General features: G+C 68.8%; 14 protein-coding genes and 1 riboswitch. Of the genes, 8 read left to right on the plus strand and 6 right to left on the minus strand.

Translation table 11 applies throughout. From position 1 onward, the window contains the following. The first annotated feature begins 718 nt into the window (after positions 1–718). Positions 719–1735 (plus strand): methionine ABC transporter ATP-binding protein, encoded by a 1017-nt coding sequence (locus IEY55_RS16285; protein WP_189058715.1) that lies wholly within the window; start codon positions 719–721, stop codon positions 1733–1735. Positions 1736–1984: 249 nt separating this feature from the next. Here IEY55_RS16285 and hrpA read toward each other — a convergent pair whose 3' ends face one another. Both hrpA and IEY55_RS16295 read right to left on the minus strand, forming a co-directional pair. Beyond that, entirely contained in the window at positions 1985–5896 is a 3912-nt protein-coding gene (gene hrpA / locus IEY55_RS16290; RefSeq protein ID WP_189058717.1) for an ATP-dependent RNA helicase HrpA, read from the minus strand. A gap of 557 nt (positions 5897–6453) precedes the next feature. Continuing rightward, positions 6454–6639: a translation initiation factor IF-2 N-terminal domain-containing protein gene (locus IEY55_RS16295; RefSeq protein ID WP_189058719.1), complete on the minus strand. Its 186-nt coding sequence runs from the start codon at positions 6637–6639 to the stop codon at positions 6454–6456. A 252-nt stretch (positions 6640–6891) separates the two neighbouring features. Here IEY55_RS16295 and IEY55_RS16300 point away from each other — a divergent pair, with 252 nt between their 5' ends. The 4 genes from IEY55_RS16300 to IEY55_RS16315 all read left to right on the plus strand — a co-directional run bounded on the left by IEY55_RS16300 (position 6892) and on the right by IEY55_RS16315 (position 13089). Beyond that, entirely contained in the window at positions 6892–7668 is a 777-nt protein-coding gene (locus tag IEY55_RS16300; protein WP_229686451.1) for an aminotransferase class IV, read from the plus strand. Between the two features lie 507 nt (positions 7669–8175). Further along, complete coding sequence (gene ppdK, locus IEY55_RS16305) at positions 8176–10857, plus strand: pyruvate, phosphate dikinase (RefSeq protein ID WP_189058721.1); 2682 nt, start codon at positions 8176–8178, stop codon at positions 10855–10857. Between the two features lie 155 nt (positions 10858–11012). After that, positions 11013–11798, plus strand: a complete 786-nt coding sequence (locus tag IEY55_RS16310) for an alpha/beta fold hydrolase (protein ID WP_189058723.1) — start codon at positions 11013–11015, stop codon at positions 11796–11798. Then, on the plus strand, positions 11773–13089 hold the full coding sequence (locus IEY55_RS16315; protein WP_189058725.1) for a cytochrome P450: 1317 nt from the start codon (positions 11773–11775) through the stop codon (positions 13087–13089). The genes IEY55_RS16310 and IEY55_RS16315 overlap by 26 nt, the downstream gene beginning before the upstream one ends. Positions 13090–13117: 28 nt before the next feature. Here IEY55_RS16315 and IEY55_RS16320 read toward each other — a convergent pair whose 3' ends face one another. From IEY55_RS16320 to IEY55_RS16335, 4 genes are all read right to left on the minus strand, one after another. Next, positions 13118–13729: a class I SAM-dependent methyltransferase gene (locus tag IEY55_RS16320; RefSeq protein ID WP_189058727.1), complete on the minus strand. Its 612-nt coding sequence runs from the start codon at positions 13727–13729 to the stop codon at positions 13118–13120. Positions 13730–13797: 68 nt separating this feature from the next. Next, positions 13798–14832, minus strand: a complete 1035-nt coding sequence (locus IEY55_RS16325) for a ribonucleotide-diphosphate reductase subunit beta (RefSeq protein ID WP_229686452.1) — start codon at positions 14830–14832, stop codon at positions 13798–13800. Then, the gene (locus tag IEY55_RS16330; RefSeq protein WP_229686453.1) at positions 14829–17162 is read right to left on the minus strand and encodes a ribonucleoside-diphosphate reductase subunit alpha; all 2334 of its coding nucleotides are present in this window, start codon (positions 17160–17162) and stop codon (positions 14829–14831) included. Before IEY55_RS16330 ends, IEY55_RS16325 begins: the two co-directional genes overlap by 4 nt. 142 nt (positions 17163–17304) lie before the next feature. Continuing rightward, positions 17305–17554, minus strand: a riboswitch (cobalamin riboswitch). A 61-nt stretch (positions 17555–17615) separates the two neighbouring features. After that, on the minus strand, positions 17616–18344 hold the full coding sequence (locus IEY55_RS16335; RefSeq protein WP_189058729.1) for an MgtC/SapB family protein: 729 nt from the start codon (positions 18342–18344) through the stop codon (positions 17616–17618). A 1376-nt stretch (positions 18345–19720) separates the two neighbouring features. Here IEY55_RS16335 and IEY55_RS16340 point away from each other — a divergent pair. The 3 genes from IEY55_RS16340 (at position 19721) to IEY55_RS16350 (ending at position 24404) form a co-directional block, all read left to right on the plus strand. Next, positions 19721–20962: an MFS transporter gene (locus tag IEY55_RS16340; RefSeq protein WP_189058731.1), complete on the plus strand. Its 1242-nt coding sequence runs from the start codon at positions 19721–19723 to the stop codon at positions 20960–20962. Positions 20963–22386: 1424 nt separating this feature from the next. Further along, positions 22387–23094 carry a YveK family protein gene (locus IEY55_RS16345; protein ID WP_189058733.1) on the plus strand — a complete coding sequence of 236 codons (708 nt, stop codon included), beginning with the start codon at positions 22387–22389 and terminating at the stop codon, positions 23092–23094. Further along, positions 23091–24404 carry an O-antigen ligase family protein gene (locus IEY55_RS16350; protein WP_189058735.1) on the plus strand — a complete coding sequence of 438 codons (1314 nt, stop codon included), beginning with the start codon at positions 23091–23093 and terminating at the stop codon, positions 24402–24404. The genes IEY55_RS16345 and IEY55_RS16350 overlap by 4 nt, the downstream gene beginning before the upstream one ends. Positions 24405–24432: the final 28 nt, after the last annotated feature.

The raw sequence follows: 24432 nt of genomic DNA on the forward strand, positions 1-24432 counted from the left end.
GAGCACGACGAGGACGTTGACACCCCTGCCCGATCGGCGGAGCCGGCCCATGCCGTAGCCGAGGCCAGATAGCAGAGCCCGCTGAAACCGAGTAGACGACCCCCGCGCCTGGCCGCGGGGGTCACCAGCGATCACGACCAACAGCGCTCAACGCACGACTGCTCGCCCAACTACGGCGCCCGTGGCGAGCTTCGTCGCGGGCGCCGGCCGTTGACCCGCATCACCACCCGCTCGGCGGTCGGTGCGTGCGCAGAAAGGGTGGTTGCTGCCGCCTTGCTTTTGGCGGCTCCGCTTCATCTTGGTCAACCCGGCGCCGCCCGAATCCCAGGCGATCCAAGCCCCTCCACCCTGAGACGTTTCCACCGTGCCCATGCCGTCTCAGGGTGACAAATCATGCTGCGCTCGCGCCGAGCAAAGGCAGAGGCCCGGAACTGGACACGGTCCCTCGGGAGCAAGATCATGACGTGCCCGAAAACGCAACACCGTGAGCGAGGTGCCGGGTTCTGATCCACGGCACGTTGCCGAAGTCGCGATCTGGCAACGGCGATGCTGGCACAAGCTAGTCCTCCCGTCTCATCCCATTTCTAACCTATAGTCGAGACACCGTGTTCATTGCGGCGGGTGCCCCTTCCTTCTTGGCTATGGCCATGGTGTCCGTGCGAGGGGAGGTGCGCTTCGCTGACGCATAGCACGATCCTCGCATTGCTGGGGAGATGACATGATCAGTGTCGAGAACCTGGTGAAGACCTTCCCCAGCCGGAGCGGGAACGTCGTGGCATTGGACGGCGTGTCGCTGGAGGTGCCGCAGGGCACCGTGTGCGGCGTCGTCGGGCAGAGCGGTGCGGGCAAGTCGACCCTGGCACGCTGCATCGCCCTGTTGGAGAAGCCCGACTCCGGCGCCATCCGGGTCGACGGCACCGATCTCGTCCGGCTCAACGGCGCCGACCTACGTTCCGCACGCCGGCAGATCGCGCTCGTCGAGCAAGAGGACATCCTGTTCGAGGTGCGTACGGTCGCCGGTAATGTCGCGCTCCCGCTGGAGGTAGCTCGCACAGCACGCCTCGAGCGCCGTGCGCGCGTCCTGGATCTGCTTGACCTGGTTGGTTTGGCGGACAAGGCCGCCGCCTACCCGGACCAGCTCTCGCGCGGCGAGCGGCAACGGGTGGCGATCGCCCGCGCCTTGGTGGCTCGGCCGTCGGTCCTGGTGGCTGACGATCCGACATCGGCACTCGACAAACAAACCACCGCGATGGTGCTCGGCGTGCTCGATCGTGTCCGTGCCGAGCTGGGTGTGACGGTTCTGATCGTCACACATGACATGGAGGTCCTCAGGCGTGTCTGTGACCGGGCCGCCGTGCTGGAACACGGACGGATCATCGAACACGGCAGCGTGCTCGACTTGGTGACCCAGACCGAGAGCCGCGTCGCGGCCATGCTGTTGCCCGAGGTCAGCGCCGTCACCGAACCCGGGGTAGGCAGCGGGGAAGCATCCGGGTCGTACGACAGAGTTGTGGACCTGATCCTCGTAGGATTTGCGGCAGTCGGCGCTTTGCTGCCGGAAGCAACCAGTCGATTCCGTGTCAACCTCGCCCTGTTGGGGGGCGGACTCACCCGGCTCGGTGAGACCCCGGTGGCGCGGTTCCGGATTGGACTCACCGGTGAACACACGAACGTCACGCTGGACTTCATCAGTCAGCACGGCGGGCTCGTCCAACCCATCAGCCGTCGACATTGAGGCCGGCGGCCCGCAGTGATTCTGATCTCGGCAGGCATTTGGACGGATTCACACTGTCGTGACTCGTCAGCAACAACAACCCGAAGCGGTGTACCTCAACGTGCTTCCTGCTGAGCCGCTTTCCTGGGCTGACGGCCGGCCGCCGTGAAGGAGGCTGAGCTCTGTGGCGGCGGCACACCCGTCCGCCCATCGGAGGCGCCGAGGAGGCGATGCCCACCGCATCGGAGAATGACGGACGTGACCGCCCTGTCAGCGGCCCAACTGCTCCATCGCGCGGTAGATCCGCTTGTCCGACACGGGGTAGGCGGTCTTGAGCATCTGTGCGAAGTAGCTGATCCGCAGCTCCTCGATCATCCAGCGGATCCGCCGAACCCCCTCGGCCGCCGGCGACCCGGCGGGCACCTTCGCCTTGAGCTCTGCGAACGCGTCCTGGACCTGCTGAACCTGGTACATCCACTCCCGGTCCCGGACGGAATTCTCCGGCAGTCGCTCCAACCGCCGCTCGACACCCCGCAGGTAGCGGACCAGGTGCGGGAGCTGGACCGCGCCGGTGGCCGTCACGAATCCGCGGTACACCAGGCCGGACACCTGCTCGCGGACGTCGGCCAGCGACTCGTCCAGGTTCGGCCCGCGCACGGCCTGCAGCCGGTTCTCCACGTCGTGCCAGGCGGCGAGCACCTGTCGGACGTGGGTGATCACCTGGAACGCCGTTTCCGCAAGCCCGGAGCGGACCTTCTCCAGCAAGACCGTGAAGCCGTTCTCGTCCCAGGCCGGCCCGCCCGCATCGGCCATCAACCTGTCCGCGGCACAGGCGATGCAGTCGTTGAGCAGCTCGGGCACGCCCTGGTGCGGGTTGTGGCCCAGGGTCAGCCTCGCCTTGTTGTCCAACCGGGCCACCAGGCCCTTGACCGGCGACGGCACGTTCAGCAGCAACAGCCGTCGCGTTCCCTCCCACATCGACCGACGCTGTTCGGCCTCGGTGTCGAGCACGCGGATGGCGACGCTGTCGCCCTCGTCCACCAGCGCCGGATAGGCGGTCACCACGAAACCCTCACGCCGCTGCTCGAACGTGCGCGGAAGCGTGCCGAAGCTCCAGGAACTTAGCCCACGTTGCTCGACATCGTTGCCGGCGGCGGAAAGCGTGGCCCGCACCTCGCTCCGCAGCCGCTGCTTCAACGTGTCGAGGTCCTTGTCCTCGGCCACAACCCGGTTCTTCTCGTCCACCACCTCGAAGGTCATCTTCAGATGCTCCGGGATCCGGTCGAGCTGCCACGCCTCGCGCGGCACCGCCACCCCGGTCAGCTCCCGCAGCGCACGTTCCAATGCGTCCAGCAGCGAACCGGCATCCGGCCCCATCCGGAACAGCACAGCCTTGGTGTACTCCGGGACCGGGACGAAGTTGCGGCGCAGCGCCTTGGGGAGTGAGCGCAACAACGCCGACACCAGTTCCTCCCGCAAGCCCGGAACCTGCCAGCTGAAATGGTCGCCGTCGACCTGGTTGAGCACGGCCAGCGGCAGGCGCACCGTGACGCCGTCGGCACGCTTGCCCGGCTCGAACTGGTAGGACAACCGCAGCTGCCGGTCCCCACTGGACCAGTAGTCGGGATAGTCCTGCTCGGCAACGTCGGCCACACTGTCGTTGACCAGCATGGACTTGTCGAAGGTCAACAGATCCGGCTGCTTGGGGCGAACCTTCTTCCACCACGTGTCGAAGTGACGCGCCGACACCACCTCGGCGCCGACGCGCTCGTCGTAGAACTCGAACAGGGTCTCGTCGTCGACGACGATGTCCCGGCGCCGTGCGCGGTGCTCGAGCTCCTCGACCTCCCGCAACAGCTCGCGGTTGCGGTGGAAGAAGGCGTGCCGGGTGTCCCAGTCGCCCTCCACCAGGGCATGCCGGATGAACAGCTCACGCGCCAGCTCCGGGTCCACCCGGCCGTAGTTCACCTTGCGCGACACCACGATCGGCAACCCGTACAAAGTCACCTTCACGTAGGCCATCACCGCACCCTGCTTCTTCTCCCAGTGCGGCTCGCTGTACGTGCGCTTGACCAGGTGCTGTGCCAGGTCCTCGGCCCACTCCGGCTCGATGCGCGCCGCCACGCGCCCCCAGAGCCGGGAGGTCTCCACCAGCTCCGCGGCCATCACCCAGCGCGGCTGCTTCTTGAACAACGTCGAGCCGGGGAAGATGGCGAACCGGGCGTTGCGCGCGCCCAGGTACTCCTGCTTCTGCGGATCCTTCAACCCCAGGTGCGACAACAGGCCCGCCAGCAGCGACTGGTGGACCTGCCGCGGGTCCGCCGGGGCGGAGTTGACCGCGATTCCCAGCGACCGCACGACCTGGCGAAGCTGGCTGTAGATGTCCTGCCACTCCCGCACCCGCAGGTAGTTGAGGAACTCGGTCCTGCACAGCTTGCGGAACTGGCTGGAGGACAACGTCTTCTGCTGCTCCCGTAGGTACTCCCACAGGTTCAGGTAGGACAGGAAGTCCGAGTCCTTGTCCCGGAACCGGGCATGCTGCTGCTCGGCAGCCTGCTGCTTGTCCACAGGCCGCTCTCTTGGGTCCTGAATGGACAGTGCGGCCGCGATGACCATCACCTCGCGCACGCAGCCGTGGCGGTCGGCCTCCACAACCATCCGGGCCAACCGCGGGTCCAGCGGGAGCTGCGCGAGCTTGCGTCCCAGTGATGTCAGCCGCTTCCGCGGATCGGACTGGCTCGGGTCCAGCGCTCCCAGCTCGTGCAGCAGTGCGACGCCGTCGGAGATATTGCGGCGTTCGGGCGGGTCCACGAACGGGAACTCCGCGATGTCGCCCAGTCCCAGCGCGGTCATCTGCAGGATGACCGAGGCGAGGTTCGTGCGCAGGATTTCCGCGTCGGTGAACTCCGGCCTGCTCTCGAAGTCCTTCTCCGAGTACAGGCGGATGCACACACCCTCCGACACCCGGCCGCATCGACCCTTGCGCTGGTTCGCCGACGCCTGTGAGACCGGTTCGATCGGCAGCCGCTGCACTTTCAGCCGGTGGCTGTAGCGGGAGATACGCGCCGTGCCGGGATCGATCACGTACTTGATCCCGGGAACCGTCAGCGAGGTCTCGGCAACGTTCGTGGCGAGAACGATCCGACGTCCGGTGTGGGGCCGGAAGACCCGGTGCTGCTCGGCCGAGGACAACCGCGCATACAGGGGCAGGATCTCGGTGTTGGGTAGCTGCATCTTCCGCAACGCGTCAGCGGTGTCACGGATCTCCCGCTCGCCGCTGAGGAAGACCAGGATGTCGCCGGACCCCTCGACGCGAAGTTCGTCAACGGCGTCGCAGATCGCCTGCGTCTGGTCCCGATCGCGGTCGACCTGCTCCGCCTCGTCGTCGATGATCGGGCGGTACCGCACCTCGACCGGATAGGTCCGACCGGACACCTCGATGATCGGGGCGTCACCGAAGTGACGGGAGAACCGTTCCGGGTCGATCGTCGCCGAGGTGATGACCACCTTGAGGTCGGGTCGTCGGGGCAGCAGCCGCCTGAGGTAGCCGAGCAGGAAGTCGATGTTGAGGCTGCGTTCGTGCGCCTCGTCGATGATCAGTGTGTCGTACTGGGCGAGCTGGCGGTCCTGCTGGACCTCGGCCAGTAGGATGCCGTCGGTCATCAGCTTGACCAGGGTGTCGGCGCCGACCTGGTCGGTGAAGCGCACCTTGTAGCCGACGGCATCGCCCAGCGGGGTCCCCAGTTCCTCGGCCACCCGGTCGGCCACGGTGCGGGCGGCCAGCCGGCGGGGCTGGGTGTGCCCGATCATGCCGCGCACCCCACGGCCCAGTTCCAGGCAGATCTTCGGGATCTGCGTGGTCTTGCCGGAACCGGTCTCCCCGGCCACCACGACCACCTGGTGGTCGCGGATCGCCGCCAGGATGTCGTCCTTGCGCCGGCTGACCGGCAACGCCTGGGGGTAGGTGATCTCGGGCACGGCCGCCCGCCGCCGCTGCAACCGCAGCTCGGCCGCGTCCAGGTCGGCGGCGATCTCGTCCAACACCGCCCGCCTGGCCTCGGCGTCCCGCACCTGGCGCACGCCGTCGAGCCGGCGCCGCAGCCGGCGCTCGTCGCGCAACGTCAGCTCGGGCAGGCGTCCCCGCAGGTCGGCAGGCGAGGGTGTCACAGGCAGCGTCCCCATTACGGTTGGCAAGGATAGGAAACGGACCGTCCGGTGCGAACCGCTTTTCCCGGCCCGGGCCTGGTCGGTATCCGGTCGGGACGGCAGGACGGCGGCAGGTGAACCACGCGGCCCGGGACCGCGGACCGAAGACCCGCCGTACAAAATAACGAAGGTTGCCCTGTTCCTACCGGCGGGAAGCTCGTGATCCACGCCGCGTCCGGATCACCACGCAGGCGCTGCAGAGAGTGATGTACATGTGGGACGCCCGTGTCCATGGCCGGGCCGTGTGGGCGATCGGCGGGGGCGACCAGGCAGTCCGACCCCGCGAACTCCGGTAAGCGGTCCCTACGGGACGGCCTCGCGGCGCGCTCGCGCACGCCTTCCGCGGCGGGTGGTCCGGCGTCGCCCGTGGCCGTGGCCGCCTGCGTTCGGCGGTGGGCGGTGCTGGCCGCTCGGACACCGACCGGCGCCGGTGGCGGTACCGCAGCGGAGCGGGATCCGACATCAAACGTTCTCCCCGGCAGCGGCCGAGGAGAACGTTGCGCCCCTCACCGGGGCGGGCGACCCCGACGGGGTTAGCGAACGGGCTGTCGACCCAGCCGCTCGCACACCTCCGCCGCGATCCACTCATCCACCAACGAGGATGGGGTACAGCCGCGGATGCCCAGGTCGTGAAGCTCTTCGAGCAGCTCGGGGAGAGAGATCCCGAGCTGCTCGGCAAGGCAGTAGACACGCAGTGCTCCCCGTCTGGGCAAGGGCACCCGTCCGAGCGGAACCGAACCCTCATCGCGGTGAGCAGTGATGTTCGTACCGTTTCCGGACATTGATCAGTCCCCGTTCATTGGAGGGAGCAGCACGCGTTCTCGGGAGAGGAGACGCGTACATTTCGCACCGTACGTCACCTTTGGTCCGGTTGTGCACCGCCTGATCGAGTGGGCTACCAGCGGTAGCGGTCCCGCGCGAGTGGCGTGGCCACTACGACGGGTGCGGGCCCGCGGGGGAGGATCGGAGCCGTGACCGAGCAGCTGCTGGCCTGGCATCCACGCACCGGCCTGGCGCCCGACACCGACCCCGAGCCGCCGCGCTTGCTGGCCGCGGACTCCTGGCTGGTGTGCGACGGGACGGCCCGGGGCCTGGGCCGGCACCGCGACCGCTTCCTGGCCGGGTGTGCTGCCGCCGGGGCCGACGTGGACGAGGTCGCCGAGTTCTGGCCGGCCACGCTGGCCCAGCTGCCCCGCCACGGCGCATGGTTCCCCCGCGTCGAGCTCGTCGCGGGCAGCCCGTACCCCCGGCTGCGGCTGCGCCCCGCACCCCGGCGCACCGACCGGGCCCGCGTCTGGGCGACCGCCCCACCCGATCCCCGGCACGCACCCCGGCGCAAGGGCCCGGACCTGGAGGCGTTGGCCGCCCTGCGCGCCGCAGCGGCCGAGCTGGACGCCCAGGAGGCGCTGCTGACCTGCCCCGACGGGCTGGTCCTGGAGGCGGCGAACGCGAGCCTGCTGTGGTGGGAGGGCGACGTGTTGTGCGTGCCCGACCCCGAACTGCCCGTACTCCCGGGTGTCACCACGACCCTGCTGCAGGAGGAGGCGGTGCGGCGCGGCATCGACGTCCGGCCCCGCCGGTGCCGGCTCGCCGAGCTGGCCGGGCGGGAGGTCTGGGTGGCCAACGCGCTGCATGGCATCCGCCCCGTCGTGGAGTGGGTGGGCGCCGCGGTGCCGGTCGGCACCCCGGCCCGGGCCGCCGGGTGGCGGCGATGGTGGGAGTCGTGCGCCGAGCCGCTGCCGGGCTAGGGCCGGGCCCCCACCCGGCACGCTCTGATCAACATGCCTTCGACCATAAGGGCCAGCGACGCGGCTGCCATCCCTCTGTCGAGCGTGTCGCCCGCCACGGAGGTCAGTCCCTGCGCCGCGGGCGCGGGCGCAGGGTTCCCAGCTGTTGGGCGCCTTGTCGGTGCCCGTCGGGGTGCACTAAGATCACCTTTCTCTCGGTGAGAGCCAAGCCAGCGACACCCTGCGGCGGCAGGTGGAACACGCCGACCAGGTACGTTGCCTGGTGTTCCGCCTTCGGGCGGCGTCCACGGTTAGTTGCGTCGGGAGTCAAACAGACCCGCTGGAATCCGTGTAAGACCAGCTTGGCTGGCGGTGGTACTGCCACGGGAAGACCCACCCCCGCGCGGGCCAGTGCCGGTGCCGCAAGGCGCCGGCTGCTCGACGCTCGATGGACTGAGGTTTGCCGATACTTCGAGTAACGGGACAATGGTCGTCTGGTCGACGGCACGGCCCGACGGGAGGCCCGCCATGGCGACCACGTGGGTCTACGACTTCGCCGAGGGCCACAAGGACCTCGCGGACCTGCTCGGCGGCAAGGGCGCCAACCTCGCCGAGATGAGCCGGCTCGGCCTGCCGGTCCCGCCGGGCTTCATCATCACCACCGAGGCCTGCCGTGCGTACCTGAGCACCGGGTATCCACCCGAGCAGCTGTGGCCCCAGCTTCGGGAGCACCTGGCCGGGCTGGAGCAGCGGATGGGCCGGCGTCTCGGTGCCGCCACCGACCCGCTGCTGGTGTCGGTGCGTTCCGGGGCGCGTTTCTCCATGCCCGGCATGATGGAGACCGTCCTCAACATCGGCGTCAACGACGCTTCCGTACAGGGACTTGCGCATCGTTACGGCGAGCGCCTGGCCTGGGACTGCTACCGGCGGCTGGTCCACATGTTCGGCACGACCGTCCTCGGCGTCCCCAACGAGCCGTTCGCCGCCGCGCTGGATGCGACCGGCGCGGGGGAGTCGGACGTCACCACCCTGCGCGGATTGGTGCGCACCTACCAGGACCTGGTCCGCCGGCACTCCGGCCGGGACTTCCCGCAGGACCCGTGGGAACAGCTCCAGTTGGCCGTGCGGGCCGTGTTCGACAGCTGGCGGGCCCCGCGGGCCGTGCTCTACCGCCGCCAGGAGCGCATCCCCGATGACCAGGGCACCGCCGTGAGCGTGGTGGCCATGGTGTTCGGCAACGCAGGCCCCGACTCCGGGACCGGTGTCGCCTTCACCCGGGACCCCGCCACCGGGGCCCGCGGCGTCTACGGCGACTACCTCCCCAACGCCCAGGGCGAGGACGTGGTGGCCGGTGTACGGACCCCGGTGCCGCTCCACGAGCTCGCCGACCGCGACCCACGCTCGTACCGGCAGTTGCTGGACGCGATGACCACACTGGAACGGCATTACCGGGACCTGTGCGACATCGAGTTCACGATCGAACGCTGCGAGCTGTGGATCCTGCAGACCCGGGTGGGCAAGCGCACCGCGGCGGCCGCGTTCGTCGTCGCCGCGCAGCTCGCCGAGGAAGGCGTGATCGACCGGGACGAGGCATTGACCCGGGTCAGCGGAGCCCAGCTCGGACAGCTGATGTTCCCCCGCTTCGACCCCGGCCCGGACCGGCGACGACTGGCCACCGGGATCAACGCGAGCCCTGGCGCGGCGGTCGGCCGCGCGGTCTTCGACTCCGCCCGCGCCGCCGAGCTGGCCAGCGCCGGCGAGCGCGTCGTGCTGGTCCGCCGCGAGACCAACCCCGACGACCTGCCCGGCATGGTCGCCGCCCAGGGCGTGCTGACCAGCCGTGGCGGCAAGACCTCGCACGCCGCCGTGGTGGCGCGCGGGATGGGCAAGCCGTGCGTGTGCGGTGCCGACGCGTTGGAGGTCGACGCGGCCGCCCGCCGGGCCGTCGCGGCCGGCGACGTGGTGGTGCCCGAGGGCGACGTGATCTCGGTGGACGGCTCCACCGGCGCCGTCTACCTCGGCGAGGTGCCCGTGGTGCCCTCCGCGGTGGCCGAGTACTTCGAGCGGGGCGGCCGGCCCGAGGGCGACGGCGACGAGTTGGTGTGCGCGGTCGACATCCTGGTCCGGCACGCCGACCGGGTTCGTGGGCTGGGTGTGCGCGCCAACGCCGACACCCCCGCCGACGCCGCGCGCGCCCGGCGCATGGGTGCGGAGGGCATCGGCCTGTGCCGGACCGAGCACATGTTCCTGGGCCCGCGGCGCAAGCACGTCGAGCGGCTCGTCCTGGCCGACAACGACACCGAGCGGGAATCCGCACTGGCGGAGCTCCTGCCGCAGCAGCGCGAGGACTTCGTCGCGATCCTCCGCGAGATGGATGGGCTGCCGGTCACCATCCGGCTGCTTGACCCGCCGCTGCACGAGTTCCTGCCCGATCTTGCCGACCTGACCGCCCGGGTCGCCGTCGCCCGCACCCGCGGTGAGGACGCGACCGAGGATGAGCGGGTGTTGCGGGCGGTCCGCCGGCTGCACGAGCACAACCCGATGCTGGGGCTGCGTGGGGTCCGGCTCGGGTTGGTGTTGCCCGGGCTCTACACGATGCAGGCGCGAGCGATCGCCGAGGCCACCGCCGACCGGATCGCGGCCGGCGCTGACCCGCGGCCGCAGATCATGGTGCCGCTGGTGGCCGATGCCACGGAGTTGGCCCTCACCCGGCGGGAGATCGCGGGCGTGCTGGCGGAGGTCGCCGGGCGGACCGGACGCGACCTGCACATCCCGATCGGCACCATGATCGAGGTGCCGCGCGCGGCGGTCACCGCCGACCGGATCGCCCGGCACGCCGACTTCTTCAGCCTCGGTACGAACGACCTGACGCAGCTGGTGTGGGGGTTCTCCCGGGACGACGTGGAGGCCGAGTTCTTCGCCCGCTACCTGGAACTGGACGTCTTCGCCGACTCGCCGTTCGAGACGCTGGACCGCACGGGCGTGGGCGAGCTGGTACGGGCGGCGGTGCGCGGTGGCCGCTCCGCCCGGCCGGACCTGGAGATCGGCGTCTGCGGGGAGCACGGTGGGGATCCGGCTTCGGTCGGGTTCTTCGCCGGGGCCGGCCTGGACTACGTTTCCTGCTCCCCGTTCCGGGTACCGGTTGCGCGGCTCGCGGCAGGGCGCGCCGCGGTAGCCGGTCGCGCCGCACCGAGCGATGAGTCTGTCTGACGGTGGTGGGGGAGCCATCCTGGATGGACTCCCGTAGCCGGTCCCGTTCGCGTGAAACCGACCCCGAACGTCAGAATGGAGCGTGGACTGTGCTGCGGCCGGTGCCACCCATTCGCTCGTCGATTGACGAGGCCGAACGCGCTAACTTGCCGGGCATGGTCAACAGCTATCGGCTGCTCGGCGAGGGACCCCACGGCGTCATCGCGCTGCACGGCTGGTTCGGCGATCACCGTAGCTTTGCTCCACTATGGACAGACCTGGACCAGGAACGGTTCACGTGGGCCTTCCTGGACTACCGCGGATACGGCGGAAGCCGTGACCTGGCGGGGGAGCACACGCTGGAGGAGATCGCCACGGATGTGCTCACCCTGGCCAACCACCTCGGTTGGGAACGGTTCAGCCTAGTCGGTCACTCGATGGGTGGGGTCGCGGCGCAGCGGGTGATCGCCGACGTACCCGAGCGCGTCCGCCGGCTGGTGGGTGTCACTCCCGTGCCGGCCAACGGAGTTCCCTTCGACGAGCAGGGCTGGGCGTTGTTTGCGGCAGCACCCAACGATCCGGACCGGCGCCGCGCGATCATCGACCTCACCACCGGGGGACAGCTTTCCGGCCGCTGGCTGGACCGGATGGTGCAAGCTTCGCTGGAGGCCGCACACCCGGATGTTGTAGCCGCCTATCTTCCGCAGTGGGCACACGCGGACTTCGCCTCCGCGATCAGTGGTAGTCGCCTGCCGGTCAAGGTGCTCGTGGGGGAGCGCGACCCGGCGTTGCCCGCCGAGTTCATGCGCGCCACCTGGCTGACCCACTACCCGCGTGCCGAGCTGGAGGTGCTGGCCGGTGCCGGTCACTACCCGATGGAGGAGACCCCGATCGCGTTGCTGAGCAGCATCGAGGAGTTCCTGGGGCGGCAGGACGATGAGGCTGACGCGCCAGATCGTTGATCCCGACACGTACGTCCACGGAGTGCCTCACGCTGCGTTGGCAGCGTTGCGTTATCGGGTACCGGTGGTGTGGTGCGAGGAGCCCGCGGTGGACTCCTGGCCGGCCGGTCCAGGGTTCTGGGCGGTGCTGCGTCATGCCGAGGTCCGCACCGTGCTGCGCGCGTCCCGGACCTTCTCGTCGCAACTGGGCGCAACCCAGATCCGTGACCCAGCCACCCCGGCCCAACTGGCTTATGTGCGCAGGATGATGCTCAATCTGGACCCTCCCGAACACACCCGGCTCCGGGGTCTGCTGACGGCCGCGTTCACTCCGCGGGCGGTTGCACGGTTGGAGGAGCGGATCCGGCATCGCGCCTACGAGCTCGTGCGTGCCGTCACCGAGCGCGGCGAGTGTGACTTCGCCACCGAGGTCGCCGCGGACCTGCCCCTGCTCACCCTCGCCGAAATGTTCGGTGTCCCCGAGTCCGACCGGTGGCTGATGTACGACTGGAGCAACCGTGTCATCGGGTACCAGGACCCGGAGTACGCGGTGAGCGCGGTGTTCGACGGCGGGGCGGGAGCGACTCCGATGGCTCGTCGAGCTCTCGCCCTACGCCCACGCCCCGATGCACGGGGACGTATGCCCAACCCACGTACCCGATCCGGCATGCCGGACCTCTACGCGTACGCACACGAACTCGGTGAGTACAAGCGACGCCATCCCGGTGCCGACGTGATGAGCGTGCTGATGGGGCAGGTTGATGCCGACGGCGGGCGGGTGAGCCTCGAGGAGTTCGAGAACCTCTTCTGGCTGTTCTCCGTCGCCGGTAACGAAACACTGCGCAACGGGCTTCCTGGTGGCCTGCTGGCATTGCTCCGACACCCCGAGGCATTCGCCCGCCTGCGGACGGAACAGGCGCTGCTGTCCACCGCGGTGGAGGAGATGCTGCGTTGGTGGACGCCGGTGATGCATTTCCGACGCACGGCCAGCCGTGACGTCGAGCTGGGTGGCGCGACCATCCGAGCCGGGCAGAAGGTCGTGGTCTGGTTCTCCTCGGCCAACCGCGACGAACGCGTGTTCGACGAGCCCGACCGGTTCGACCCCGCCCGCCGCCCGAACGATCACCTTACGTTCGGTTACGGGCCCCACTTCTGTCTTGGCGCACACCTTGCTCGCGTGCAGATGCGTGCCCTGTTCGCCGCCGTGTCGGACCTGTGGTCAAAGGTCGAGCTTGCCGGTGAGGTGGTGCGGCTTCGCTCGAACTTCCAGAACGGGATCAAGCATCTGCCCATCAGGTTCCGGCCTCGCTGACGTGTGATCGCTGGATGCTACACGCCGCTCACATAGCCTGCCGGTAGGTCAGGAAGTAACGCCAAAAGAGGAGCCGAGTGATGGTGCAGCTCGGAAGAAGATTCGCAGCTTGCTGCTTGATCTCGGGCAACGCCATTGTCGGGCGACAGACCGGTGCCTGCATCACTGCGGCGTCCTGGCGCGATAGCTCCTCGCGCAACGCGACCACACCGCGGGCGACGAGGTTGATCGCCGCCGCGGGAAGGCTGATCAGGTGGTCCACGGGCGTGCTCTCCCGATAGCAGCCAAGGATGACGAGTACCCCGCCAGGTGCGAGTGCGTCCCGCAGCCGGGTCACGGTGTCGAAGGGGACGTGGTGGATGCTGGCCAGGCAGGAGATGTAGTCGTAGCCGGCCTTGGGCAAGGCGACCGTGGTGACCTCCGCACACCGGAACCGCACGGACACACAGTGGGCTGAGAGACGCTTCCCAGCCTGGATCACTTCCGCTGAACTGTCGATCGCGTCCACCTCGAGCCCCCGTGCGGCGAGCTTTCGGGCGAACAGCCCGACACCGCAACCCACATCGAGAGCGCGACGCGCCCTGCTGGGCACCTGACGCAACAGCAGCCGGTGGTAGTGATCGTTGTGGTCGAAGGGCACGGCAGACCACGATGCCACGGCGGTGGAGGCCCCACGGCGCGGAGTGGGAGCCCCCACCGCCGGCGGTGTCAGAACTCCTCGTCCAGTGATACCGAGCCACTCACCGCCACCTGGTAAGCGGAAACCCGGCGTTCGAAGAAGTTCGTCAGCTCCTGGGCGTCCTGCAGCTCCATGAACGGGAACGGGTTGGTATCGCCGAACACCGCGGGCAATCCCAGCCTGGTCAGCCGCTGGTCGGCGACGTAACGCAGGTACCGGTGCATGTCCTCGGCGTTCATTCCGGGCAGGCCGTCGCCGCAGACGTCACGGGCGAACTGCAGCTCGCACTCCACCGCCTCCCGCAGCATCTGCGTCACCTGGCGTCCCAGCTCCTCGTCGAACAGCTCTGGCTCCTCGGAGCGCACCGTGTCGACCACGCTGAACGCGAAGTTCATGTGCATCGACTCGTCCCGGAAGACCCAGTTCGTCCCGGTCGCCAGCCCGTCGAGCAGGCCACGGGACCGCAGCCAGTAGACGTAGGCGAAGGCACCGTAGAAGAACAGGCCCTCGATACAGGCGGCGAAGCAGATCAGGTTCAGCAGGAACTTCCGCCGGTCCTCCACCGTCCGCAGCTCGTCCAGCGCGTCGATGGAGTCGATCCAGCGGAAACAGAACTCGCCCTTCTGCCGGATCGAGGGAATGTGCTCGATCGCCGCGAACGCCTGGGCGCGCTCCTCGTGGTCGGGAAGGTAGGTGTCGAGCAATGTCAGGTAGAACTGGACGTGCACGGCCTCCTCGAACAGCTGCCGCGACAGGTACAACCGCGCTTCGGGCGCGTTGATGTGCTTGTACAGATTGAGGACCAGGTTGTTGGCGACGATCGAGTCGCCGGTCGCGAAGAACGCGACCAGCCGCTTCACCAGGTGGTGCTCACCAGTACTGAGCTTGCCCAGATCGCTGACGTCGGTGGCGAGGTCGACCTCCTCGACCGTCCACGTGTTGCGGATGGCGGCCCGGTACTGCTCGTAGAAGGCCGGGTACCGCATGGGCCGCAGCGTCAGGTCCATGCCCGGGTCGAGCAGCAGCGTACGGGCCGGGGTCGTCTCGGTGGTCGGGGTGGTCACTGGCACGCCTCGCAGATATCGGGATTTTCCAAGGAACAGGTCACGTCGTCGGCGGGGGATGCCCCCGCGGGCGCGGCGCCGGCCACGGTGGCCAGCGCGATCCGGGTTGCCGGCCGGGATCGCAGGTAGTAGGTGGTTTTCAGACCGGCCCGCCACGCGTAGGCGTACATCGAGGAGAGCTTGCCGATGGTGGGCGCGGCCATGAACAGGTTCAGTGACTGGCTCTGGTCGATGTAGGGCATGCGCGCTGCGGCGAGGTCGATCAATGCCTTTTGCGGCAGTTCCCAGGCGGTGCGATAGAGCCGGCGCAGTTCCTCGGGCAGGTCAAGCCCCTGCACCGAGCCGTCGGACTGCTTGAGGGCGTTCCGGGTCGCCCGGTCCCACCGGCCCAGCTTCTTCAGGTCCGCCACCAGATACGGATTCGCCTGGAGGAACTCACCTGACAGCGTCTCGCGTTTGAACGAGTTGGACACCAGGGGCTCGATGCACTCCGAACAGCCGGCAATCGAGGCGATGGTGGCCGTCGGTGCGATCGCGGCTAGCAGCGAGTTGCGTAGTCCTGAACGCCGCACCCGTTCCCGAAGAGCCGCCCACCGCTGCGGATGCACGGGGTCGGCCTGCGGGAAGTGGTCCGGATGCAACACGCCGCGCGCGGCGCGCGTATCCGGGAACGCTGGATGCGGGCCGTGCCGCTCGGCCAGCCCCACCGACGTTTCGTAGGCGGCCAGCGCGATCTCCTCGGCGATCCGGGTCGACAGCGCCAGCGCCTGCGGGGAGTCGAAGGGCAGCCGCAGCCGGAAGAACACGTCGGCCAGGCCCATCACGCCCAGCCCGACCGGACGCCAGCGCCGGTTGCTGCGCGCGGCCGCCTCGGTGGGGTAGTAGGTCAGGTCGATGGTGCGGTCCAGGAAACGCACGGCGGTGCGCACCGTGTCCGCCAGCCCCACCCAGTCCAGCTCGTCCCGGTCCAGGTGCGCGGCGAGGTTCACCGAGCCCAGGTTGCAGACCGCCGTGGCGTCATCGCTGGTGATTTCGAGGATCTCGGTGCACAGGTTGGACAGGTGCACGACATTGTCCGGACGCGCCGTCTGGTTGCAGGCCCGATTCGCCGCGTCCTTGAACGTCATCCAGCCGTTGCCGGTCTGCGCCAGCGTGCGCATCATCCGCCCGTACAGCTGGCGCGCCGGCACCGTGCGCGCCGCCTTGCCCGCCGCCTCGGCCTCCCGGTAGGCGGCGTCGAACCGCTCACCCCACAGGTCCGTCAGCTGCGGCACGTCCGCCGGATCGAACAGTGACCACTCCTGGTCGGTCTCGACCCGGCGCATGAACTCGTCGGGCACCCACATCGCCAGGTTGAGGTTGTGCGTGCGCCGCGCCTCATCCCCGGTGTTGTCCCGCAGCTCCAGGAATTCCTCGACGTCGGCGTGCCACGGCTCCAGGTACACGCACGCCGCTCCCTTGCGGCGGCCGCCCTGGTTCACCGCGGCGACCGAGGCGTCCAGCGTACGCAACCACGGCACGATGCCGTTGGAACGCCCGTTGGTCCCACGGATCCGCGAACCCCGGGAACGAACCCGGGTCCACGAGATGCCGATCCCACCGGCGTACTTGGACAGCCGGGCCACCTCGCCGTAACGCTGGTAGATCGACTCCAGCTCGTCGCGCGGGGAGTCCAGCAGGAAGCACGAGGAGAGCTGGGGATGCCTGGTGCCGGAGTTGAACAGCGTGGGCGAGCTGGGCAGGTAGGCCAGCCGGCTGGTCAACGCGTACAGCTCGGCCGCCTCGGCCACCGACTCGGCCAGCCCGCACGCCACCCGCAGCAGGAAGAACTGCGGGGTCTCCAGGACCCGGTCGGTACGCGGATGCCGCAGCAGGTACCGGTCGTAGACGGTGCGCAGCCCGAAGTACTCGAACCGGTCGTCGGCGGCGTGATCGACGAGCGCGGCCAGCTCTCCGGCGTGCGCGGCCACGAACTCGGCGGTGCGCACCGACAGCAGCCCCTCTGTCCGGGCCACGGCGATCGCCGACGGGAAGTCCACGATCCCGTGCTCGGCGACCTCGTCCCGGATCTGCCGGGCCAGCAGCCGGGCGGCCAGCCGGGAGTACTGCGGGTCCTCGCCAATCAACGCCGCGGCCGCGCGGACGGCCAGGTCGCGCAGCTCCACCCGGTCCGCCCCGGCGCGTCCGCCGCTGCGGACCGCGGAGAGCACGCGCTCGGGGTCGGTGTCGGGCAGGTCCCGGGCGCAGTCGCTTACCTCGACCCGCACCGCGGCGAAATGGTCTCGTTCCGGTGCCGGGGGAACCGTCACCCCGGCGGCGACAACGGTCACGCTCTCTCCTCGCGAGCTCGACAGCCGTCGTCCGGGGCAGAAGGTGGGTACGCGGAACCGGGCCGGCACCGCCGGCTTGCGCGGCGTGCCGGTCTGGCGTCCGCTCGGGCCCACCCGCGAGACCCCGGACCAGCGCGCACCGGCGGTGCGCGCACCGGTGGCAGGTCTTCGGACTCGCGGGCGGGCCGGGCCGACCTCGACCCGGCGGACCTACTGGCCGTCGCTTCCCGGGCGCCTGCGCGTCCAGTGCTCGACCCTCCCGATACTCCGGAAGGGTGACGGCGGTCGTTCCCGCTCACCGCTGCGGGGCAGTCCCGGAGTCACACCGGGTTCCCTCTTGCCTCGCTCCGCCCGGCCGACGGGTGGAGCGAACCACCAGCGCCGGAGAGACTACATCCTGGGGTTGGCCCGGCAAGCAACCCCAACATGTGCGCGTGTCGCCGGGCTCTGGTATCAGAAGATGGCGTCCTCGGCGATCCCGGTCGAGGCGTGCAGCACCCCGTCCAGCCCCCGCAGGCGCTCGACCAGCTGGGTGATGGACTGTCGCCCGCGCAGCCGCAGCGACACCGCGGCAACCCGCTCCTCGACGGCGGGGATCTCCCGCTGCTCCCGCTCGACCTCCAGATCCACCACCACCCAGCCGCTGTGCGTGCAGGTCGCCAGTGCCCGTCGGAGCACCCCGTGGCCGTCGAGATAGGTGAGCCGTACCTCGTGCAGTTGGTGCCGGGTCCGCATGGCGCCACGGAGCAACCACGGATACCCGAGCACCACGAGGAAGTGCGTCCCGGTGATGGCGAGGGCGAGCCACAACAGGCCGCCACCGCAGGCCATGCCGATGGCCGCGGTGACCCACACGGTGGCCGCGGTGGTCAGGCCGCGCACGGCGTCACGCCGGACGAAGATCAGCCCGCCCCCGATGAAACCGATACCGGAGACGATCTGTGCGGCGACCCGGGAGGGGTCCAGCGCCACGCTCTGCACCCCGAGCAGATCCCCGAACCCGTACTTGGAGACGAGCATGAACGCGCAGGCGCCGAGGCCGACGAGGGTGTGCGTGCGCATGCCGGCGTTCTTTGCCCGGAACTCCCGCTCGAATCCGACGAGCGTCGAGAGTGCCAGGGCGACCGCCAACAGGCCGATCACGCGGAGATCGTCCACCTGTGCGTGCTCCGAAGCCAGCATTACGCCAACTGTAGTACCCGACATTGTGGCGTGCCGCTTCCCCCCGCCTCGCGATGGCCGCTGGGCGGGATGGCGCGGTAGCCGTAAGGCTTGTCACCAACCGCGGGGTGGTGCTGATGAGGTTGTCGTGGTTGAGCGATTCGGGTGGTGCTCGGCCGAGATACGCGAGGACACTCCCGGCCGTTGTCGAACGCCCGGGTATCGCTTGCGGACGTCCGGTTTGACCAGCATGTTCTCCGGTTCGTGTGGGCGGGGCAGCCGGCTCGCGTGCCGGCCGCGCGGCCGGCATGTCCTCGGTGGTTCGGCCGCAGTTCGGTTGCGTCCACCAGCGGATCTGGCTCGTTGCCCTGCGATTCCGGCGCTGTAACGGGAATGTGTGTTGGGAAGATTTCTCCTGTGCGTGATTGGGTCCGGTCCGGATCGGGTACGACGAGTGGGACGGGTTCCGCCCGCCCGGAGGCGATAAAGAACTGCTGCCCCTGTGGTTCGCGCGGCGCGTACCGGGCGGGATGAGCGGTGGGGACGTGACCTCCCCCAAGGGTTACGTCCCCACCGCGGGTCACCGAGAACGGCTACTACTCGCCAATTCTTCTACTTGGGCCGGAAGGGATCACACGACGGGTGCACGGTCGAGCTACCCCCCGTGACGGCACACTGTCGGCGTTCCTGGGCACGTCCGTCGACTGTTCCCGCTTCAACCTCGACTCACGTCGACCTTACATCGAGTTTCGCCGTCGAGCACGTCCGTTTCCGTTGACTGCTAACGAAAGGTTACCGCGCACGTCCGTATGCACGGTCGGATTACCGAGCCCAGGTACGAATGGTTTCCCGTGTGGTCCGGTCCACCGGCGTGCTTCGTCGTCCCTGATCGGGTACCGGAGCCGATTCCGTGGTGTGGTCCGCTCCCGTTCTCCGATGATTATCCGGTGCAGGCTCACCGGGATCGCTCCTGCCTCTGGCCGACGATACCGCGGCCCGGCGGACCGGAACGCCCGTGCTCCTCGAGCAACAGGGACCGAGGGGCACTGCAAAGGTCCTCTTTGGACACTAAGAGGTTGCGCGGTGGAATGGTGAGAACGAGGCCGCGTCGCGGTTGCCCGGCCCCCGCACCGCCGTGCTGGGTACCTGGTTCGGATCACGTGCCATTACTGCGATTGCGGTGTCGAGCACGTCACTCCGTCGGGTCCGATCATGACCCGAGCGGTCCCCTCCAACCCCGTCGAGTGCCGGCCGAAGCGGTCAACCGGCTGGTCCGGGAGCGTGGGAAGCCTTCAGTTCCTGGGAGCGGGTTCCTAGCGTGAGCGCGGGAATCGCCGGGTGGCGAAACCGGGGCACCCGGCGACGGACGGGTGAGTATGACGGGTGAAGGAGTCGCGATGTCCGCACCATCCCCGCCGAGTCCGCGCGAGACACCCATGCGGTCGGTACCGATACGACCGGGGGCCGAACTGGCGCCGTTCGGTCGCACGGTCCTCGTGATGACACTCGCCGCCCTGCTGGTTCCGGGCCAGATGTACGTGGTTCTTCCCCTGTTGACCGGAATGTCCGGGGACTGGGGTGGCAACCCGCAGCGGATGGTCTGGACGCTCACCGCGTTCGGGCTGGCCTTCGTCATGGGAGCGGTGGTGGCGGGTCCGTTGGCGGACCGGTTCGGGCGTCGACCGGTGGTCATCGCCGGTCTGGCCGTGGTCGCGTTCGCCAGTGCCGTGCTGGCGGCCGCTCCCTCGCTGGAGGTCGGTGTCTGGTCGCGGGTGGCGCAGGGGATCGGTGCGGCGGCGTTCTCCCGGGTGGCGTTGACCTATCTCGGTGAGCGGGTCGTGCCCGGGAGGCGGTGGGCCGCGTGGTCGGCCATCACCACCGCCGCGTTCGCGTCCCTGCCCGCCGGACAGGCCGCGGCGGAGTTCCTGGCGGCGATCGTCGGATGGCGAGGAGTGTTCGGGGCCAGCGCCGTGGCCAGCGTGCTGCTCGCAATGCTGGTCAGGCTGGTGATGCTCCCCGATGTGCCGGCTGGCGAGGAACCCACCACGTCCGTCCGGGTTCTGGGTCACTTTGTCGCCCGTGGCCGGGTCCTCCTGCTGAGCCTGGTCATGCTCGCCACGCTGGCCAGCCTCGGCAGCGTCTTCACCGTTGCGCAGCTGGCAGCTCCGACCGACTGGAACACCGACACGACTTATACGCTCAGCGCGTGCTCCGCGGCGGTGATCGTCGTCGTGGCGGCAGCTACCGTGTGGTTGCGACGCTGGCCACCGACACGCCTTGCTGTTGTCGCGCTCCTGGTTGCCGCACTGGCCACTGTCGTCCTCGCGCTGGGTGGGCGTTCCGTCCCGGTTGCCGTGCTGGCAGTGTTGACGCTCGTGGCCGCGACCGCTGTCGTACCTTCGGCGTTGGTGTCGGCGGCACTCTCGATGGTGGGTCAGGCGACGGGGCCGCTGACCAGCCTGCTGGTGCTCGTGGCGCTGCTGGGTGCCACCCTCGGGCCACAGCTGGTGGCGTGGGGGAGTGGCACGGGGTTTGCGGCGGTGTTGCTCATGGTGGGACTGGTTCAGCTCGTGAGCGCCGGGTTGGTGTTCCTCGCCGAACGACAGGCATCGGCGGCCTCCGGGCGGGCGTCGCGGTGAAGCTGCTGAGCGTGACGGGCCGGGACCAGTGGTTCCGGCCCGCTTCTGCGATCGCGGTTGGCCCGGCCAACGCCGCGACGCTCGACGGCCAGCCGGTTCCGTGGGACGGGCGGGCGAGGCGCCTTTGGCGTCGCAGCGGGGTTTTCCGGGGGATCGGTGCAATGGTCCTCGCCGTTGTTGGTGGATCGTGGTGGGGAGCCGATAGTTCGTGGGGCGTTGCAGTGTCTGGCGAGGTCTTGCTACCGGTGGGCCGGTCCCTGATGCGGAGTATGCGTGGTTTGCCGGATGTCGCGGCGCGGGTGGACACTGGACCCGATCTTGGCCGACGAGTTGACCGCGGCTCCATACCTGCATCACCCGAGCCGTTGCCCGACTACTCGAAGCCGGCCCCGGCCAGCCGGCGGATGTTCCCGAGGAGCAGGAAAGGTCTGGCTTGACCGGTGTGACCGGTTTGATCGTGGGATTCCCGGCCATCCACCACACGACGCCTGTCTCGCCTGCGGCTGGTGTGTGCTGGTCAGACGCCTGTCAGTCACGTGGTTACAGCCGCCGGTGTCAGTTCCCGGGCACGACGGGCTGCGGGGCGTCGTCCGTCGCCCCCGATTCTTGAGCGGTTCTGCGTCGAATGGCCCCTTAACTGTTGTGAAAACGAAAATTTTCGGATTCTTTGTCTGGTTGGGCCACCGCGGCAGACGTGTGGTTCTGCGGAAGCCGTGATCGATTGGCTCCTGACTCGGTGCAGTCTTCCCCTGTGTCTCTCAGCGCACCTCTGGTGCATCCCCGCGGCCCCAGGCTCGGCGGGTGAATGGGTTCCGCGGCCGAGCGCACCTCCTCCCCTTCTCGGTCTCTCATTGCGAGAGCAAGCCCCGGACCGCCGCGCCGGTGCTATCTGGACAGGGTCGTGGCACGGCGAACGACTCATTGCGAGAACCGATAGGTTCCCCATCTTGAACGTCGAGGCACCCGGAAATCCCCCTCAGAGGGGAGATGCGAGCTTTTTCGCGTGGGCGATGACCCGCGGCGTCGTCCCCTGGTCATGACACCGATAGCCCCGGTGGAAATGGCGTGTGCGGGGGTGGTTGAGGCTTGCACTGGGCAGGGGGACAACAACTAGTACCGCGATACCCTAAGCAGGGTTGGACACCACCGACCCCGTGATCGTGCGTGCTTACAGCACATCGATGCCCGACCCGATGTTGCGTTGGGCTGATCTCGACAGTCATGACCCATGGTGCGTGCGGAGCCCTCGCACCACATCCGTGCGGAATCGAGCAGGACGCCAGCGAAGACGTCTATCCAAGATCGTCCGCGCCGGCGTCTCAACCAGTATCCGAAGGCGCGATATGAGCACAGCTAGCAGGGGGCATTGAGTGGACGCACTGGATATCTTTCGCATCCTCCGAGCTCGTTGGCTCCTCACAAGCATGCTGCTGGTCGCTCTGATTGTCGGCGTATTCACGATCATGACCGCGACGCCACCGACGTACCGGGTGTCGTCGGTCGACATGGTGATGCGTAAGCAGGGAACCGGGACCGGCCCGGATCAGAACAACCCCTACGCGAACAGCGACAGGGCCAACACGGAGCTGGCCACGATGCTCGTGACCCTGCTCAAGTCCCCCAGGGTCGAGCAAGACCTCACCAGGGACCGCGCCGTGGGAGAGGTGGAGATCTCCAACGAGATCAGCACGCTCGAGCCGACGAGCAGGCTGCTCACCGTCACCGTGAGCGGCACGAATCCGGACGACGTCCGCGAGGTCGCCCAAGCCTTCCGCAAGCGTGCCGGTGAGGCGCTGGAACGTCGACAGGCCGACGCCAAGGTGCCGGCGGACCAACGCATCGTCCTCGACGGGGTCGTCGCGCCGGACTCGGTCACGGTCACCCGCGCCGGTCAGCTTCGGTCTGCCGGTATTGCCGGATTTGCCGGTCTTGTTGGTCTCGTGCTGACGGTGCTGCTCGTGGACCGTGCAGCCGGTCGACGCCAACCCACCCGGAGCAGCGATAGCGGCCCGCAAGAGGGGGGACCGACGTCGGAACCCGGTCCGGAGGAACGGAAGGCGAAAGCCATCACCGCAACCACACGTTCGGGAGCGGACCGGGAGACCCGCGCGAACGGGCGGGTGCGGCAGTGACCGCGGTTGCCACCCTCGCCCCGGCCCACCGCCCACGGTTCGCACCGCATACGGCCCTGGTGGTGTTCGGTGCGTGCCTGGCGCTGCCACAGGACCTCGCCGTAGCCGGTCTCGACTCTCCCATCACACCGGCGCGCGTGGTGGCCGTGGGTTGCCTGCTGTGGTGGGGAGTGGCGCGCCTGGTGGGTGGACTGGGCCTGCGACGGGGGAGCAACCCGGTACGTGCGGCGACATTGCTCATGATCTGGGTTCTGCTTGTCACCCATGCCATCGCGTTGGCAAGCGGCGTTGTCGACCTCAAGATCACTCAGAGTGACTCCCGACTGGCGGCCTTCGTGGTTTACGTCGGGTTGGCGCTTCTTGCCGCGGACGGGTTGGATCGTCTCAATGCGGTACGGGCCGTAATGGGGGCGTTGGTGATCGCGGCGACCCTCTCGGCGTTCGCCGCCGTCCTCCAATACGCGGTGTCCTTCGACCTCCGCGGGCTCCTCGTGTTCCCGGGGCTGGAGTTGCGCGACCTGACCCCGGTGATCACCGAACGTGGCGGGCTCAAACGATCTCTGGGGTTCGCAAACCACCCCATCGAGCTCGCCGCGGTGTCGACAGCCTGCGTTCCCCTCGCCCTGCACCTGGCGAAGTTTGCGTCGTGGCGGATGTTCTGGCTTTGCTGCGCCGCAGTTCTCGTCGCCGGACCGGTCGTCAGCGTCTCGCGCACCGGCCTGCTCGGCCTCGTGCTGGTCATGCTCGCGCTGCTGCCACGGTGGGGATCGGCACGATGGTCCCTCATGGTCACCACCCTCGGCGGAATCGGCGTGTTCGCCATGACACTGACGGGCAAGCTCGCCGACGTGTGGAGCCAGGTCGTGCTGGACGCCAACAAGGACACGTCGGTGCTGCACCGAACCTCCGTCTGGGACTATGTGGCGGAGCAGGTGACAGCCCGGCCGTTGAGCGGCCAGGGCTTCGGCACCTACACCCAACCGGCCCAGCCGTACCTGGACAACCAGTACCTGTTCACGGCCGTCGAGTCCGGGATACCCGGTCTCCTGGCCATGATGGTGTTCCTCGCTGTTCCGCTCTGGTGGGCACACCGGGTTTGGCGGATCGGGGCGCACTCCGAGACCATTGCCAGGCGCGAGCGCCTCGCCCTCTCCGACGCAGGCTGGGCCATCGGAACCGCGCTTCTGGTGTGTGCGGTCAGCTTCGGCACCTTCGATGCCCTGTCGTTCCCCCAGATGAGGGGCTTCATCTTCACGCTGATCGGCGTGACGGGAGCGTTGGTCGTGCTGACCCGGGGACGGCAGTCATGAGCGGCCGCGATCGACGTCGATCCCCTGT

It is taken from the genome of Longimycelium tulufanense (assembly GCF_014645795.1).
Classification (GTDB): Bacteria; Actinomycetota; Actinomycetes; order Mycobacteriales; family Pseudonocardiaceae; genus Longimycelium; species Longimycelium tulufanense.